Genomic DNA, 14,735 nt, shown 5'->3' with positions numbered 1-14,735 from the left:
GGCCCGTTCAGCGGGTGTCGGCCACCATCGCGGCGAGCCGGGCCCGGGTGTTGATCCCGAGCTTGCGGTAGATGTTCGTCAGGTGGGTGTCCACCGTCCTGGGGGAGACGAAGAGCTCCTCCGCGATCCGGCGGCTGGTCAGGCCGTGGGCGACCCGGTCGGCCACCTCCCGCTCCGCCGGCGTCAGCTGCCCGAGGGGGGAGGGCCCCTCGGGGGCCGCGCCCGGCTGCACCAGCGCGGTCATCAGGGCGCTGACCTCGCCCAGCCCCGTCGTGCTCAGGTGCCCGTCCTCGATCCACCCCGTCGGCGCGGACCGTCCGGGGACGGTGCGGCACTTCGCCGTGAAGCCCCAGGGGACCGCATGGCGGGGCCGCCGCAGCTCGGTCGCCGCGGCCGCCAGGTGCCGGGCGTCGCGGTGGTCCGCGGGCGCGGCGATCGCGCCCAGGGCGTCCAGCACGTCGGCGGCTCGCAGCGGCATCGGCATCGTCACGGTGCGCTCGAGCCCGGCCAGCAGGGTGTGGGTGCTCTGGCACGTGTCCCCGTCGGCGAGCAGCGCGTGGGCCAGGATGAGCCTGGCCTCCACCGCGTCACGACCCAGCAGGCTGCTGTCGGCCAGGACCACGACGTCGGCGGCGAGTCCCGCGGCGTGGGCCGCGTCCCCGGCCTCCAGCAGGTCCCGGGCGTCCTGGACGAGCACCGGGAGCCGCACCGCCCAGGGCAGGCTCTCCCGGTCGGTGGTGGTGACCGGGGCGTCGGGATCGACCTGGCGCAGCAGGGTCTCGGCCAGCAGCCGGACCCGGTCCTCGGCCAGCTCCCGGGACGCCGCGACCACCGTGCGGGCGGCCGCCTCGGCCTCGGCGAGCCGTCCCTGCTCCAGGGCCACCCGACCCAGCAGGGTGCGGGCCGAGAGGCTGATCCACGGCTCGTCGTTGCCGTCGTGGGTCGGGATGATCTCGCCGGCCAGGAGCGTGGCCGCGGCCAGCTCGCCCCGCGAGACCAGGACGTCGACGAGGGTCCGGGTCGCCTGCCTGCCGATCAGCCGCCCCGTGGTGTCCAGCTCCATGGCGCGGCGGGCCTCGGCCTCGGCGCGCGTGAAGTCTCCGGCGTCCAGGTGCATCTCGGCCCGGATCGAGGCGGTGCGCGCGAGCTCCAGCGAGGGCTCGGCGGCGGCCCGGGCGTGCTCGTCGGCGCGGTCGAGCAGCCAGAGTCCCTCGTAGGTGCCCCGGACCTCGGAGGCCGCGATGCCCGCCCGACGGGCGACCTGGGCGCCGATGGCTCCAGGCCCGTCGCCGCTGACCAGCACCCCCTCCAGGATCTCGACGGCCTCCCGGGCCCGCATCGCGGTGTAGAGGGAGGAGAAGACGCGGTTGGCGAGCTGGTAGCCGAGGTCGCGGGTCTCGGCGTCCGCGGCAGCCGCCGAGATGGCGGCGCGCATCGCCGGGAGGTCGGGCAACCAGGGCGCGTCCCCGGCGCCGAAGTTGGTGTGGTCGGGGGCCACCCGGTCCGCCCAGGCCATCAGGGCCCGCAGGGACTCGGGCCCGTCCCCGTGCTCGTCGGCCAGCCGGGCGCCGTGGTGCCGGATGGGGGAGAGCATGTCGAACCGGCCGTCGGGCAGGACCTCCACCAGGCTGGCCCGGGCCAGCCCGGCGGCCAGCGAGGCCGCCTCCGCGCGGTCCGTCCCGGTGATCGCGCCCAGCACCTCGATCGAGACCGGGAACTGCATCAGCGAGAGCCGCCGGAAGCACCGCTGCCGAGCCGGGTCGAGCAGGTCGTAGGAGCCCTGCACCGCGGTGGCCAGGGAGGCGGCGGGGGTCGCGTTGGTGACGCCGAGCAGGGCGATCTGGACGGCCGTCTGCTCGATGATCAGCGGAAGACCGCCCGTCGCCCGGAGCAGGCGGCGTACCGCAGGCTCGTGCCCGACCAGGTCCTGGGTGCGGCCGCCGGCCGAGGCGATCCGGGTGCACAACAGCTCGAAGGCCGGTCCGGCCAGCGGGTCCCGCGGGCCCGGCACCGGGAGGGGCCCCAGGCGCAGCACGTGCTCCAGCGGCTGTCCGGACATGCCGCGCGCGGTCACCGCGAGGCGTACGCAGCTGGTCGTCTCGACCAGCTGCTGGAGGCAGGCGCCCAGCTCCTCGTGACCGCCCTCGAGCCCGTCGACGACCAGGACCGTGTCGGTGCCGTCCACCGCGCGACGCAGCGCTCCCTCGAGGCTGTCCCCGGGGGCGGACTCCGCGTCCAGCACGCGCAGGCAGGCGACGAGCACGTCCTCGGTGCGGCGCAGACCTGCGGCGTTGACCCAGGCGACGTCTCGCCGGCCGTGCATCAGGTGACGCACCAGGAGCGTCTTGCCGCATCCCGGAGGGCCCACGAGGCTGACCCAGCGTGAGGACGCCAGGGCGCCCTCCAGGGCTGCCCGGGTCTCCTCCCTGCCCACGCACGGTGTCAGCATCTCCGGGATCTTATCGCTATCCGCGCGGCGATTACGTAGGACTACGGATGCGCACCGGCCCCGGCGCGGGAGAGGGTGGGGGCACGCTCAGGGGAGCCGGCCCGATCGGGGGACGGGCCGGACCCCGTGAGCAGGGCCCGGCCGGCACCGGTCGAGGACCCCACGTCCTTCCGTCGCCCGCGTAGGCTGGAGTCATGGATCTCCTCCTCGTCCTGCTGATCGTCGCGGCCGCCGTCGGAGCTGTCGTGGTCGGCTCCCGTGCCTCGCGCCGTCGCCAGGAGCAGAAGGCCGCGGCCGAGCTCGCCCCGGTCCGGCAGCTGGTCGACGAGGACGTCACCGCCCTGGGCGTGGAGCTTCAGGAGCTCGACCTGGACATGAGCGGCCGGGAGCTCGACGCCGGAGCCCGCGCCGACTACCAGCGGGCCCTGGACGACTACGAGTCGGCCAAGGCCGCCACCGAGAGGCTGACCGCGCCCGACCAGGTCAAGAACGTCACCCAGATCCTCGAGGACGGTCGCTACGCGATGGCGTGCGTCCGGGCCCGGGTCGCCGGTGAGCCGCTGCCCACGCGCCGTCCGCCCTGCTTCTTCGACCCGCGCCACGGGCTCTCCGTCGGTGACGTCTCCTGGACGCCCCCCGGTGGCGCCCCCCGTGAGGTCCCGGCCTGCGCCCTGGACGCCGAGCGCGTCCGCGCCGGGGCCGAGCCGGACGTGCGCAAGGTGATGGTCGGCACCCAGCGGGTCCCGTACTGGCAGGGGGGCCGGGCCTACCAGCCCTACGCGATGGGCTACTACGGCGGCTTCGGGCCCATGCAGTGGATGTTCATGGGCATGATGTTCAGCGGCGGCCTCGACGGGCTGGGCGATGGCCTCGGCGCCCTCGGCGAGGGGGTCGGCGACATGCTGGGCGGCATCGGCGAGGGCATCGGCGACCTGTTCGACGGCTTCGACTTCTGAGCGTGGCGCCGCAGACCCCCGCGGGGGGCCCCGACGACCTGCACACTCTCGACCTCGGCGACAGCGGTGCACCCGTGGTCTTCTGCCACGGCCTCTTCGGCCAGGGACGCAACTGGACCGGGATCGGCAAGCGGACCGCCGCGGCCGGACGCCGGGTCACCCTGGTCGACCTGCCCAACCACGGCCGGTCTCCCTGGACCCCCGACGTCGACCTGGTCGCCGACGCCGACCGGGTCGCCGGGCTCCTCGACCCCGCCGCTCCGGCCGCCCTGGTCGGGCACTCCATGGGCGGGAAGGTCGCGATGCTGGCGGCGTTGCGTCATCCCGAGCGGGTCGAGCGCCTCTGCGTGGTCGACATCGCCCCCGTCGTCTACCAGCGGGTGGGGGAGTTCGCCGGCTTCGTCGAGGCGATGCTGGCGATCGACCTCGACGGCCTCGGCCGGCGTGACGAGGCGGACGACCTGCTGGCCCCCGCCGTCCCCGACCCTGCGGTGCGCAGCTTCCTGCTGCAGAACCTGCGCCGGGACGGCGACGGGTGGCGCTGGCAGCTCAACCTCGACCTGCTCGGGCGCCGGCTCGACGTGATCGGGGGGTGGCCGGAGGCGGCCGCCGCCGACCTGCCGCCCTACGACGGGCCCGTGCTCTGGGTGGCCGGCGCGGACTCCCACTACGTCCGCGACGAGCACGCGGACGCGATGGAGCGCCTCTTCCCCCGGGCGCGGCGGGTGACGGTGAAGAACGCCGGGCACTGGGTCCACTCCGAGCGGCCCGAGGTCTTCTTCGAGGTGCTCTCGCGCTTCCTCGGCCTCGACCCGGCGCCCCGCTAGGAGCCGGTGCCCCGCCAGGACCCGGCGCCCCGCCAGGACCCGGTCAGGACTACTCGTCGGAGGCGAAGCCCGCCACCACGTCGCGCAGGGCGCCCAGCTGGGCGGTGATCGCGTCGCGGCGCTTGGACATCCGGTCGACCTCGGCCTTGATGGCGGCCAGCTCGCGCTCCGCCTCGGCGTGTCCGCTCGCCGCGATCGACTCGGCCTGGGTCTTGGCGGAGGTGACGATCTGCTGGGCCTCCCGCCGGGCCCTCGCGAGCATCGCGTCGGCCTCGGTCTGGGCCTGCTGACGCTGGCTGGTCGCCTGGGCGATGGCCTCGCGGGCCCGCTTCTCGGCGGCGGTGGCGCGCTCCTCGGCCTCCTTGACCAGGCGGGCCGTCTCCGCGGTGGCGTTGGAGTGGTGCTCGGTGGCCTCCCGGGCAAGGCGCTCCTTCTCCACCGCCAGGGTGCGCCGGGCCTCCTGCACCTCCCGGTCGGCGGCGGCGCGGGCCTGCTCGGCCTCGCGCTTGGCGGTGGTGCGCAGGTCGTTGGTCTCCTGCTGGGCCGCCAGCCGGAGCTGCTCGGCCTCGCGCTGCGCGGAGGCGCGGAGGTCCTCGGCCTCGCTGCGGGCCAGGGACCGCTCCTGCTCGGCGTCGGCCAGGATCCGGGTGCGGCTCTCCTCCAGCTCCTTGAGCTGGACGATGCGCATGTCCTCGGCCTCGCGGGCCGCCTCGGCCTTGATGGCGCGTCCGTCGCGGTGCGCCTGGTCGCGGATGTCCTGGGCGTCGCGCTCGGCAGCCGCGCGGACGTCGGCAGCCTCGTCCTCGGCCAGCTTGAGCATGGACGCGGCACGGCCCCCCAGGCCGGCGTAGGTCGGGTTCTCCGCCTCGGCCAGGGAGCGGCGCAGCTGCTCCATCTCCTCCTCGAGCGTCCGGACCCGCTGCTCGGCGGCGGTGCGGGCCGTGGCTGCCGCCGACCGCTCGGCGAGCAGGCGCTTCAGCGCCTGGTCGACCGCCTCCTTGTCGTAGCCGCCACGACGCACCATCGGGAGCGTCGGGAGCGTCGGCAGCGCCGTGCCGCCCGGGATGCTCGTGGCGCTCGTGGTGGGACTCGGCCGGGCCGGAGCCGGAGCCGCAGCGGTGGGCACCGCCGGTTGCACCTGGGTGCGTTCGGCCGCGGGAGTCGCCGACGCGGGTGTCCCGGGCACGACGTCGATGCGCTGGGTGGGCGCGTCGTCGGAGGGATCTGTGGAGTCGTCCTGGTCGAAGATGGACAGGCCCTCGTCGCGGCTCATGTGCGGGGCACCCTTTCTGGGGTCGGTGCGTGCTCGGTGCTGACCCCCAGTGTGACGGATCGGCCCAACAGGAAACACCCCGGCTCGCGGGACATCTCGGTGTGAGAAGTCGCTCGCGAACCGGGGTGCGCGTCCCGCCGTGGGGGAGGTGGGCTCAGACGCCGCGGAACCGGTTGATGGCGGTGATGTGCTCGGCGCGCATCTCCTCGTCGCGCACGCCCATGCCCTCCTGGGGCGCGAGGCACAGGACGCCGACCTTGCCCTGGTGGGCGTTGCGGTGGACGTCGAGCGACGCCTGACCGACCTCGTCGAGGGTGTAGGTCTTGGAGACGGTCGGGTGGATCTTGCCCCTGGCGATCAGCCGGTTGGCCTCCCACGACTCGCGGTAGTTGGCGAAGTGCGAGGAGACGATCCGCTTGAGGTTCATCCACAGGTAGCGGTTGTCGTACTCGTGCATGTAGCCCGTGGTGGAGGCGCAGGTGGTGATGGTGCCGCCCTTGCGGGTCACGTAGACCGAGGCGCCGAAGGTCTCGCGGCCGGGGTGCTCGAAGACGATGTCGATGTCCTCGCCGCCGGTGAGCTCACGGATCTTGGCGCCGAACCGCTTCCACTCCTTCGGGTCCTGGGTGTGCTCGTCCTTCCAGAACTGGTAGTTCTCCTCGGAGCGGTTGATGATCAGCTCGGCTCCCATGGAGCGGGCGATCTTGGCCTTCTCCTCGTTGGATACCACGCAGATCGGGGTGGCGCCGCCGTTGAGGGCGTACTGGGTGGCGAAGCCGCCGAGACCGCCCGAGGCGCCCCAGACCAGGACGTTGTCGCCCTGCTTCATGGCGCCGCCGTTCTTGGAGACCAGCTGGCGGTAGGCGGTGGAGTTGACGAGCCCGGGGGAGGCGGCCTCCTCCCAGGTGAGGTGCGCCGGCTTCGGCATGAGCTGGTTGGCCTTGACCAGGGCGACGTGGGCGAGGCCCCCGAAGTTGGTCTCGAAGCCCCAGATGCGCTGCTCGGGGTCCATCATCGTGTCGTCGTGGCCCTCGGGGCCCTCGAGCTCGACCGAGAGGCAGTGCGCGACGACCTCGGTGCCCGGCTTCCACTTGGTCACGCCCGGCCCGGTCTTCAGGACGACGCCGGAGAGGTCCGAGCCCACCACGTGGTAGGGCAGGTCGTGGCGCTTGGTCAGCGGGCTGAGACGGCCGTAGCGCTCCAGGAAGCCGAAGGTGGAGACGGGCTCGAAGATCGAGGTCCACACGGTGTTGTAGTTGATGGCGCTGGCCATCACCGCGACCAGCGCCTCGCCCGGGCCGAGCTCGGGCATGGCGACGTCCTCCACGTGGAGCGACTTGCGCGGGTCCTTGTCCCGGGTGGCCACGCCCTCGAACATGTCGACCTCGTCCTTGTGCACCGTCGCGGCACGGTAGGACTCGGGCAGCTCGAGGTTGGCGAAGTCCTCCGGCGCCGTGTCACCGGCGAGGATGGCATCGAGGATGTTCTGCACTTGTCTGGTCTCCTAGAACTGGGGTCACGCGGGGAGTGGTGGGCGGAAGATTACCCGCCGGTAACCGTGCTGTAACCCTTTGTGGGCCACGTCATACCTACGCTAGGCCGTCCGGGCGCCGGCCGACCACGGCGGAGCGCACAGAAGCAGTGTGCCGATCGTCCCGTCCGGCTCCGGTGAGGCGCTCAGTGGCCGTCGCCTGCGGGCTCCACCAGCTCGACGAGGACCCCGCCGGCGTCCTTGGGGTGCACGAAGTTGATCCGGGAGCCGGCCGTGCCGCGCCGGGGTGCGTCGTAGAGGAGGCGGACGCCGCGGCTGCGCAGGATCTCGCTGACCGCCTCCACGTCGGTGACGCGGTAGGCGAGCTGCTGGAGCCCCGGCCCGGAGCGCGCGAGGAACTTCGCGATCGTCGAGGTCTCGTCCAGGGGGGCCAGGAGCTGGATGGCCGAGCCGGAGTCGCCGACCGCGACCATGGCCTCGCGGACGCCCTGCTCCTCGTTGGTCTCCTCGTGGGTCACCCGCATGCCGAAGGTGTCGCGGTAGAAGGCGATCGCCTCGTCCAGGTCGGGGACGGCGATGCCCACGTGGTCGATGGCGGTGAACAGGTGGTCGGGGATCTCCAGGGGTGCGCTCATGAGGCCTATGTTCACCTGTCGCCGTGGGGGCAGGGCCGGGAGGTCCACATCAGGGACACCCGTGGGGGTGGCCGGTGGTGGGGTTAGGCTCGCCACGACTTCACCCGCCAGCACAGGAGGCTTCCCAGCATGTCGAGCCACACTTCCGTCATCGTCGCCGGGGCACGCACCCCCATCGGACGCCTCCTCGGTGGTCTCAAGGACCAGTCCGCGGCCGAGCTGGGCGGTGTCGCGATCAAGGGCGCCCTCGAGCGGGCCGGTGTCACCGGCGACCAGGTCGAGTACGTGATCATGGGCCACGTCATCCAGGCCGGGACCGGCCAGATCAGCGCGCGCCAGGCCGCGGTCAAGGGCGGGGTGCCGATGAGCGTCCCCGCGCTCACCATCAACAAGGTCTGCCTCTCGGGCATCAACGCGATCGCGCTGGCCGACCAGCTGATCCGCGCGGGCGAGCACGAGATCGTGGTGGCCGGCGGCATGGAGTCGATGACCCAGGCCCCGCACCTGCTCCTGAAGTCCCGCGAGGGCTTCAAGTACGGCGACACCCCGCTCGTCGACTCGATGGCCTACGACGCCCTCTTCGACCAGTTCACCAGCCAGGCCATGGGCCTGCTCACCGAGGAGTGCAACGCCGCCTCGGCCAACCTCACCCGCGAGGAGCAGGACACCTTCGCCGCCCGCAGCCACAAGCTGGCAGCCGTCGCCCAGAAGGACGGCGTCTTCGACGACGAGATCGTGCCCGTCGTCGTCAAGTCGCGCCGCGGCGAGGTGACCGTCGACACCGACGAGGGTGTGCGCGCCGAGACCACCGCCGAGTCGCTCGGTGCCCTGCGTCCGGCGTTCTCCAAGGACGGCACCATCACCGCTGGTTCCGCCTCGCAGATCTCCGACGGGGCCTGCGCCGTCGTGGTGATGAGCAAGGCCAAGGCCGAGGAGCTGGGCCTGACCTGGCTCGCCGAGATCGGCGCCTCCGGCCAGGTCGCCGGCCCCGACTCGACGCTGCAGCTGCAGCCCGCCGCCGCGATCGTCAAGGCCGCGGAGAAGGAGGGCGTCTCGGTCCAGGACATCGACCTGTTCGAGATCAACGAGGCCTTCGCCGCGGTCGGCATCTCGTCGGCCCGCGAGCTCGGCGTCGACGAGGACAAGGTCAACGTCAACGGCGGCGCCATCGCCCTGGGTCACCCGGTCGGCATGTCCGGTGCCCGGATCGTGCTCCACCTCGCCCTCGAGCTCAAGCGTCGCGGCGGTGGCCTCGGTGCGGCCGCGCTCTGCGGCGGTGGCGGTCAGGGTGACGCGCTGATCATCCGGGTGCCGCAGGCGTGACACCGACGAACGGGGACCGACGCCGCACGGCGTCGGTCCCCGCTCTCGTCTCCGGCGCGCGCGCGGGGGACCCGAGGGCGGTGGCCCGGCTCATCTCGCTGGTCGAGGACGAGTCGCCACTGCTCCGCGAGGCCATGGCCGCGCTCGCGCCGCACGCCGGCCGGGCCCACGTCGTCGGCCTCACCGGGTCGCCAGGGGTGGGGAAGTCGACCTCGACCAGCGCCCTGGTCGGGCAGCTGCGCCGGGCCGGGCGCCGGGTGGGGGTCCTGGCGGTCGACCCCTCCTCCCCGTTCTCCGGGGGAGCTCTGCTCGGCGACCGGGTGCGGATGCAGGACCACGCGACCGACCCCGGCGTCTTCATCCGGTCGATGGCGTCACGAGGTCACCTCGGCGGACTCTCCTGGGCGACCCCCCAGGCCGTGCGGGTGCTGGACGCCGCCGGCTTCGACGTGGTGCTCGTGGAGACGGTGGGCGTCGGTCAGAGCGAGGTCGAGGTGGCTGGGCTCGCCGACACCACGGTGGTGCTGCTGGCCCCCGGGATGGGCGACGGCATCCAGGCCGCCAAGGCCGGCATCCTGGAGATCGGCGACCTCTACGTCGTCAACAAGGCGGACCGCGACGGCGCCGGCCAGGTCGCCCGTGACCTGCGCGCCATGCTCGCGATGACCCAGCGCGCCGAGGGCGACTGGCGCCCGCCGATCGTCCGCACCGTCGCCCGCGCGGGGGAGGGGATCCCCGAGGTCGTGGAGCAGCTCGAGGCCCACCTGGCCTGGTCGCGGTCCTCCGGGGCGCGCGAGGACAGGCGCCGTCGCCGCGCCCGCCGCGAGGTGGAGGCGATCGCGGTCGCCGCCCTGCGCGGCCGCTGGGCCGGCCTGCACGGGCACGCCTCGCTCGACGCCCTCGCCGACGACGTGGCGGCCGGGCGGCTCGATCCGTACGCCGCCGGCGACCGGCTGCTCGCCGCTCTGTAGTCGCGGCCGGCGACTGGTGGGGGAGTCGGCGGCGAGAGCGCGAGATCGGGCCGCGCGCCTCCCCGCTCCCAGGTCCTGCGACTGGTACCAATGGGTCGATCTGTGACCTGAACCGGACGGAGTCCCGGAGATGAACCCCAAGAAGACGTTCCTCGTCCTGCTCGTGGTCTTCCTCGGGTTCTGGATGTTCACCGACCCGAGCGGCCTGGCCCGGGCCGCGGAGGCCACCGCGACCACGGTCTGGCAGCTGCTCGTCTCGCTCTTCGAGGCGATCATCGACTTCTTCGGCGCCCTGTGATGGACCGGCGCCTCGGGGGTCGGCTCCCGGGACGGCCGTGATGGGCTTCCTCACCGACCCCGACATCGGCCAGTACCTCCTGCGCGACGAGGGCGAGGTGGTCGTCGACGAGGTCCGCCACCACTGGACTGCCTACGTGCGCGCCGCGCTGGAGGGGCTAGCGGCGGGGGCCCTGCTGGCGACCACGCCGTTCGTCCGCGTCGACCTGGCGTGGCTGCCGATGCTGGTGGCCGCGGCCGTCGCCCTGCACGCGGTGTGGCTGGCCCTGGGTGAGCACATGGACCGGTTCGTGATCACCAACATGCGGGTCTTCCGGGTGCACGGTGTGCTCTCCCGCCAGCACGCCACGATGCCGCTCTCCCGGATCCTCGACATCACGGTGAGCAAGCCGTTCGTGGGACGCCTCCTCGGCTACGGGCACTTCTGCTTCGAGTCCGCGGCCCAGGAGCAGGGACTGCGCGACATCCGCTTCGTCGGCCGGCCCAACGAGCGCGACCACGCCATCCAGCGGGTGGTCCAGCGATCCGGTCTGCGCGGGCCGAAGGTCATCAACTGAGAGCCCGGCCGGGCGAGGTGGGCCGTCTCAGTGGTGGGCGTCAACCTGGAGGGTCTGCCCGGTGATCGACCGGCCGCCGCTGCTGGCCAGGAAGAGCGCGACCGTCGCCACCTGTTCCGCGGTGGCCGTCGAGGCCGCCACCTTGCGGCGGGTGAGCAGGGACCCCTCGTGGGCCGTGGCCGCCGCCACGGGGTGACGCGACTGGCTGGGCACGCTCACGCGCGACGAGCAGAGCACGGTGTTGACGCGCGCCCCCAGGCGGGACCAGGCCCGGCCCGTGCGCTCGGTGTGGGCCTCCAGCTCGGCCTGCGCGTCGGCCGGGGTCTGGGTCAGCTCCAGCCAGCGCTGGGTGGCACTGGTGTGGACCACCGATCCCCCCAGGGGGGAGGAGTACAGACGCTGGCGGAGCTGGTGGGTGAGCCGCAGGGGGCCGACGAAGCCGAGCCGGGCGGAGTGGGCCATGAACTCGCGCTCGTGAGCCTCCAGGGTGTTGTCGAGCCGGGCGCCGGCGGCGTTGACCAGGACGTCGATGGCGCCGATGCGGTCGACGAAGGAGTCGATGGCGTCGCTGCTGGTCAGCCGGAGCTGGTGGTACTCGAAGCGGCTCAGGTCGGCGTCGTAGAGCGACGGCAGGATCTTGCAGCCGGTCACCGACACCCGGGCGCCGGCGGCCAGGAAGGCACGGGCGACCGTCAGGCCGAGACCACGGGAGCCGCCGGTGACCAGGACGTGTCGAGAGGTGAAGTCAAAGCCGATGTCGATCACGACATCCCCTCCAGGAAGTCCGACGCACGGCAGCAGAAGCCGGTCGTGCGGGTGCGGCATGACCCGTCTTGCGGCAGCAGGCGGGTGCGGTGTTTCTACCATCGTGCGTGGGTCGCTGGGAAGTGCAGGTCCAGACCTGATGGAATGCTCGGGTGACCCTCAAGGACCTCCTCGCCTCCCTGCCCGAGAACCCCCGTGTCGTGGTGACCGGCAACCACGCGACCCCCTGGCATCTGCTGGGCCTCGTCGACGCCGGGCTCGACCGCTACCGCCTCTGGGCGCTCAACGGCCAGCCGGGCCTACCGGACCGTGAGGGGGTGATGCTCGAGACGTCGTTCGTGGGTCCCGGTCAGCGACGCAGCCCCCGCCTGCGCTACGTGCCGTCGCGTCTCTCCCTGGTCCCCACCCTCTTCCACAGCCTGATGGTGCCGGACCTCGTCGTGCTGCACACCACCGAGCCGCGCGACGGCTTCGTCTCCCTCGGGGTGGAGGTCAACGTGCTGCCGGCCGCGATCGAGGCGGCTCGTGCCCACGGTGGCAAGGTGATCGCCCAGGTCAACTCCGAGATGCCCTGGACCCACGCCGACGCCCTGGTCCCGGTGGACCAGATCGACCTGATGGTGACCGCCGACGGCGCCCTGCCCACGGCGGCGGGCCTGCCGGTCGACGAGACGGCGGCCCTGATCGGCTCCCTGGTGGCCGAGCGGGTGGGCGACGGCTCGACCATGCAGGCGGGCATCGGCGCCGTTCCGGACGCCACCATGCACGGCCTCGCCGGGCGCACCGGCCTGAAGATCTGGACCGAGATGTTCTCCGACAGCGTGCTGGCCCTGGAGCGGGCCGGGGCGCTGGACACCTCCGTGCCGATCCGCTCCTCGTTCCTCTTCGGCTCCGAGGAGCTGCTGGAGTGGGTCGACGGCAACCCCCGGATCGAGATGCTGCGCACCGAGACGACCAACGACCCCGCGCGGATCGCCCGCAACCACGCGATGACCAGCGTCAACACCGCCCTCCAGGTCGACCTGTTCGGCCAGGCCAACGCCTCGCGGATCAACGCCCGGATCCACTCCGGCTTCGGGGGCCAGACCGACTTCATCGTCGGGGCGCTGCACAGCGTCGGCGGACAGGCCCTGATCGCGCTGCGGTCCTGGCACCCCAAGGCCGAGCTGTCGACCATCGTCGCCATGGTCGAGGAGCCGCTGACCTCGTTCCAGATGAGCGCGGTGGTCACCGAGCAGGGAGTCGCGGAGGTCTTCGGCCACGACCAGCGCGAGCAGGCCCGCAACCTGATCACCCAGGCGGCCCACCCGTCGGTGCGTGACGAGCTCTGGGAGGAGGCCGCCGAGCTCGGTCTCGCCTGAGGCGCCGCGGGCCGGGATCCGGACGCGGGAGTCCGAAAAGGACCCACCCCGCTGCGCGGCCCGCGGCCCGTCCGCGACAATGGGGGCATGACGCAGCAGCCGTTCTCTCGTCCCGGGGCCATCGACCTGTCGGCGCTCAAGCGCCCCGCACCTCCCGCCGGGCCCGCCGGCGCCGCGCCCGGGGGTGCGGCCCAGGCAGGCGGCACCTCCGCCTACGCCGTGGAGGTGGACCAGGCGAACTTCCAGGGGGTGCTGGAGGCGTCCATGACGGCGCCGGTGCTGCTGGTCTTCTACTCGCGGACCAGGATGCCCGAGAGCGGCCAGCTCGCCGACGACCTGCGCACCCTCTCCGACGAGCTCGAGGGCCGCTTCCTCGTGGGCCTCGTCGACGTCGACGCGGTCCCCGAGATCGCCCAGGCGATGCAGATCCCGTCGATCCCGCTGGTGGTGGCGGTGGTCGACGGCCGGCCGATGCCGCTCCTGCAGGACGTGGTCCCGCTCGACGAGCTGCGCACGGCCCTGACCCAGGTCGCCCAGCAGCTCACCGTGCAGGGCATCACCGGCCGGCACCAGCCCCGGCACAGCGCGGCCGCCGAGGAGGGCGTCGAGGTCGACCCCCGCTACGCCGCCGCCCAGGACGCCCTGGGTGAGGGCGACATCGACCGCGCCGTCGCGGAGTACCAGAAGCTGGTGGACGCCAACCCCGCCGACGCCGAGGCGGCGGCGGGCCTGGCCATGGCCCAGGTCCTGCGCCGGACCCGCGACGTCGACCTCGTCACCGCCCGGGCGGCGGCGGCCGAGGCCCCGGACGACGTGGACGCACAGACCCTCGTGGCCGACCTGGACATGCTGGGCGGCCACGTCGAGGACGCCTTCGCCCGCCTCGTCGACCTGGTGCGCCGCACCTCCGGCGCGGAGCGTGACCGGGCCCGCGACCACCTGCTCGGGCTCTTCGCCGCCGTCGGCAACGACGACCCGCGGGTCCTCAAGGGCCGCCAGAACCTGGCGTCCGCGCTCTTCTGAGGGTGCCTCAGCGACCGGACTCGGTGTAGCCCGGCCCGCCGTCGAGCGCAGCCAGCGCCGACTCGACGCGCCGGGCGGTGAAGTCGGCGGCGTGACGGCGCACCTCGTCCGGGGTGCAGAACTGGACCCCGGCGATCTCGCGCTCCTCGCGGACCACCGTGTCGAGGACGGACGCCGCCACCGTCCCGCCGTCGAAGACCAGGCAGAGCGCGTCGTCCCAGCCGCCCCAGGACGGGAGCCAGTCGGTGAGCAGCAGGCGGCCCGGGGGCACCGTCAGCCCGAGCTCCTCCTCGACCTCGCGGGCGACGGCCAGCTGGGGCGACTCGCCGACCTCGACCACACCGCCGGGAAGGTCCCAGTCCACCTTGTAGGTCAGGCGGCACATCAGCACCCGACCCGCCTCGTCGCGCAGCAGCATCTGGCTGATCGCCCGCTTGCGCGGCAGGAACGAGTTGAGCAGGGCGCGGAAGCCGGCCGGCTCCTTGAGGGGCGCGTCGGTGGCCAGCCGGGCGTAGACGATGCGGTCCCCGGACTCGCCCGTCTCGCCGGGGACGCCGCGCATCACACCCTCGCGGTGCATGCCCGCCCAGGTGGCCAGGCGCTGGCTCAGGACGTCGTCGGGAGCCACCCACGCCTCCACCCGGCCGTGCCGGGTCAGCGCCCGCTCCACCACGAGGCTGATCTGGGTCACCGCGGCGCGGAAGTCTCCGGCGGCGAGCCCGGCGGGCCAGGAGACCCGGGCCACCCCCTCGCTCACGGTCTCCACAGCGGGTTCGGGGCTCACGTGCGTCACCCTAGCCGCGCCC

14 protein-coding genes are annotated in these 14,735 nt (G+C 73.3%); 8 read left to right on the top strand and 6 right to left on the bottom strand.

All coding sequences use genetic code 11. The features are described 5' to 3' along the window. Nucleotides 1-7 precede the first annotated feature (7 nt). Nucleotides 8-2,449 carry a LuxR C-terminal-related transcriptional regulator gene (locus AC4BG9_RS00125; RefSeq protein ID WP_490569052.1) on the bottom strand — a complete coding sequence of 814 codons (2,442 nt, stop codon included), beginning with the start codon at nt 2,447-2,449 and terminating at the stop codon, nt 8-10. A gap of 194 nt (nt 2,450-2,643) precedes the next feature. On the opposite strand from AC4BG9_RS00125, the gene AC4BG9_RS00120 reads away from it, so the two are divergent. Together AC4BG9_RS00120 and AC4BG9_RS00115 are read left to right on the top strand one after the other, a co-directional pair. Next, nucleotides 2,644-3,405 carry a hypothetical protein gene (locus tag AC4BG9_RS00120; RefSeq protein WP_490569051.1) on the top strand — a complete coding sequence of 254 codons (762 nt, stop codon included), beginning with the start codon at nt 2,644-2,646 and terminating at the stop codon, nt 3,403-3,405. Between the two features lie 2 nt (nt 3,406-3,407). Beyond that, entirely contained in the window at nt 3,408-4,232 is an 825-nt protein-coding gene (locus tag AC4BG9_RS00115; RefSeq protein ID WP_490569050.1) for an alpha/beta fold hydrolase, read from the top strand. A gap of 49 nt (nt 4,233-4,281) precedes the next feature. Here AC4BG9_RS00115 and AC4BG9_RS00110 read toward each other — a convergent pair whose 3' ends face one another. The 3 genes from AC4BG9_RS00110 to mce all read right to left on the bottom strand — a co-directional run bounded on the left by AC4BG9_RS00110 (nt 4,282) and on the right by mce (nt 7,632). Next, entirely contained in the window at nt 4,282-5,505 is a 1,224-nt protein-coding gene (locus AC4BG9_RS00110) for a hypothetical protein (RefSeq protein ID WP_490569049.1), read from the bottom strand. Nucleotides 5,506-5,659: 154 nt separating this feature from the next. Beyond that, nucleotides 5,660-6,997: a crotonyl-CoA carboxylase/reductase gene (gene ccrA / locus AC4BG9_RS00105; RefSeq protein ID WP_490569048.1), complete on the bottom strand. Its 1,338-nt coding sequence runs from the start codon at nt 6,995-6,997 to the stop codon at nt 5,660-5,662. 185 nt (nt 6,998-7,182) lie between these two features. Beyond that, complete coding sequence (mce, locus tag AC4BG9_RS00100) at nt 7,183-7,632, bottom strand: methylmalonyl-CoA epimerase (RefSeq protein ID WP_490569047.1); 450 nt, start codon at nt 7,630-7,632, stop codon at nt 7,183-7,185. A gap of 129 nt (nt 7,633-7,761) precedes the next feature. Between mce and AC4BG9_RS00095 the strand changes: the two genes are divergently transcribed. The 4 genes from AC4BG9_RS00095 to AC4BG9_RS00080 all read left to right on the top strand — a co-directional run bounded on the left by AC4BG9_RS00095 (nt 7,762) and on the right by AC4BG9_RS00080 (nt 10,780). After that, nucleotides 7,762-8,955: an acetyl-CoA C-acetyltransferase gene (locus AC4BG9_RS00095; RefSeq protein WP_490569046.1), complete on the top strand. Its 1,194-nt coding sequence runs from the start codon at nt 7,762-7,764 to the stop codon at nt 8,953-8,955. After that, nucleotides 8,952-9,926 carry a methylmalonyl Co-A mutase-associated GTPase MeaB gene (gene meaB, locus AC4BG9_RS00090; protein ID WP_490569045.1) on the top strand — a complete coding sequence of 325 codons (975 nt, stop codon included), beginning with the start codon at nt 8,952-8,954 and terminating at the stop codon, nt 9,924-9,926. The genes AC4BG9_RS00095 and meaB overlap by 4 nt, the downstream gene beginning before the upstream one ends. Before the next feature lie 130 nt (nt 9,927-10,056). Then, the gene (locus AC4BG9_RS00085; RefSeq protein WP_490569044.1) at nt 10,057-10,224 is read left to right on the top strand and encodes a hypothetical protein; all 168 of its coding nucleotides are present in this window, start codon (nt 10,057-10,059) and stop codon (nt 10,222-10,224) included. A gap of 40 nt (nt 10,225-10,264) precedes the next feature. Then, entirely contained in the window at nt 10,265-10,780 is a 516-nt protein-coding gene (locus tag AC4BG9_RS00080; protein ID WP_490569043.1) for a PH domain-containing protein, read from the top strand. Nucleotides 10,781-10,807: 27 nt separating this feature from the next. Here the strand turns inward: AC4BG9_RS00080 and AC4BG9_RS00075 are convergent, their stop codons facing one another. Beyond that, entirely contained in the window at nt 10,808-11,545 is a 738-nt protein-coding gene (locus AC4BG9_RS00075; RefSeq protein WP_490569042.1) for an SDR family NAD(P)-dependent oxidoreductase, read from the bottom strand. Between the two features lie 152 nt (nt 11,546-11,697). On the opposite strand from AC4BG9_RS00075, the gene AC4BG9_RS00070 reads away from it, so the two are divergent. After that, the gene (locus AC4BG9_RS00070) at nt 11,698-12,906 is read left to right on the top strand and encodes an acetyl-CoA hydrolase/transferase family protein (protein ID WP_490569041.1); all 1,209 of its coding nucleotides are present in this window, start codon (nt 11,698-11,700) and stop codon (nt 12,904-12,906) included. Nucleotides 12,907-12,993: 87 nt separating this feature from the next. Then, a complete protein-coding gene (locus AC4BG9_RS00065; RefSeq protein WP_490569040.1) occupies nt 12,994-13,929 on the top strand; it encodes a co-chaperone YbbN in 936 nt (311 codons plus the stop codon). A 7-nt stretch (nt 13,930-13,936) separates the two neighbouring features. Here the strand turns inward: AC4BG9_RS00065 and AC4BG9_RS00060 are convergent, their stop codons facing one another. Further along, nucleotides 13,937-14,713: an NUDIX hydrolase gene (locus AC4BG9_RS00060; RefSeq protein ID WP_490569039.1), complete on the bottom strand. Its 777-nt coding sequence runs from the start codon at nt 14,711-14,713 to the stop codon at nt 13,937-13,939. Nucleotides 14,714-14,735: the final 22 nt, after the last annotated feature.

The organism is Nocardioides sp. Z40_12, assembly GCF_058215795.1.
The sequence above is the reverse complement of the archived record's forward strand: the minus strand, read 5'-3'. Positions and strand labels throughout refer to the sequence as shown.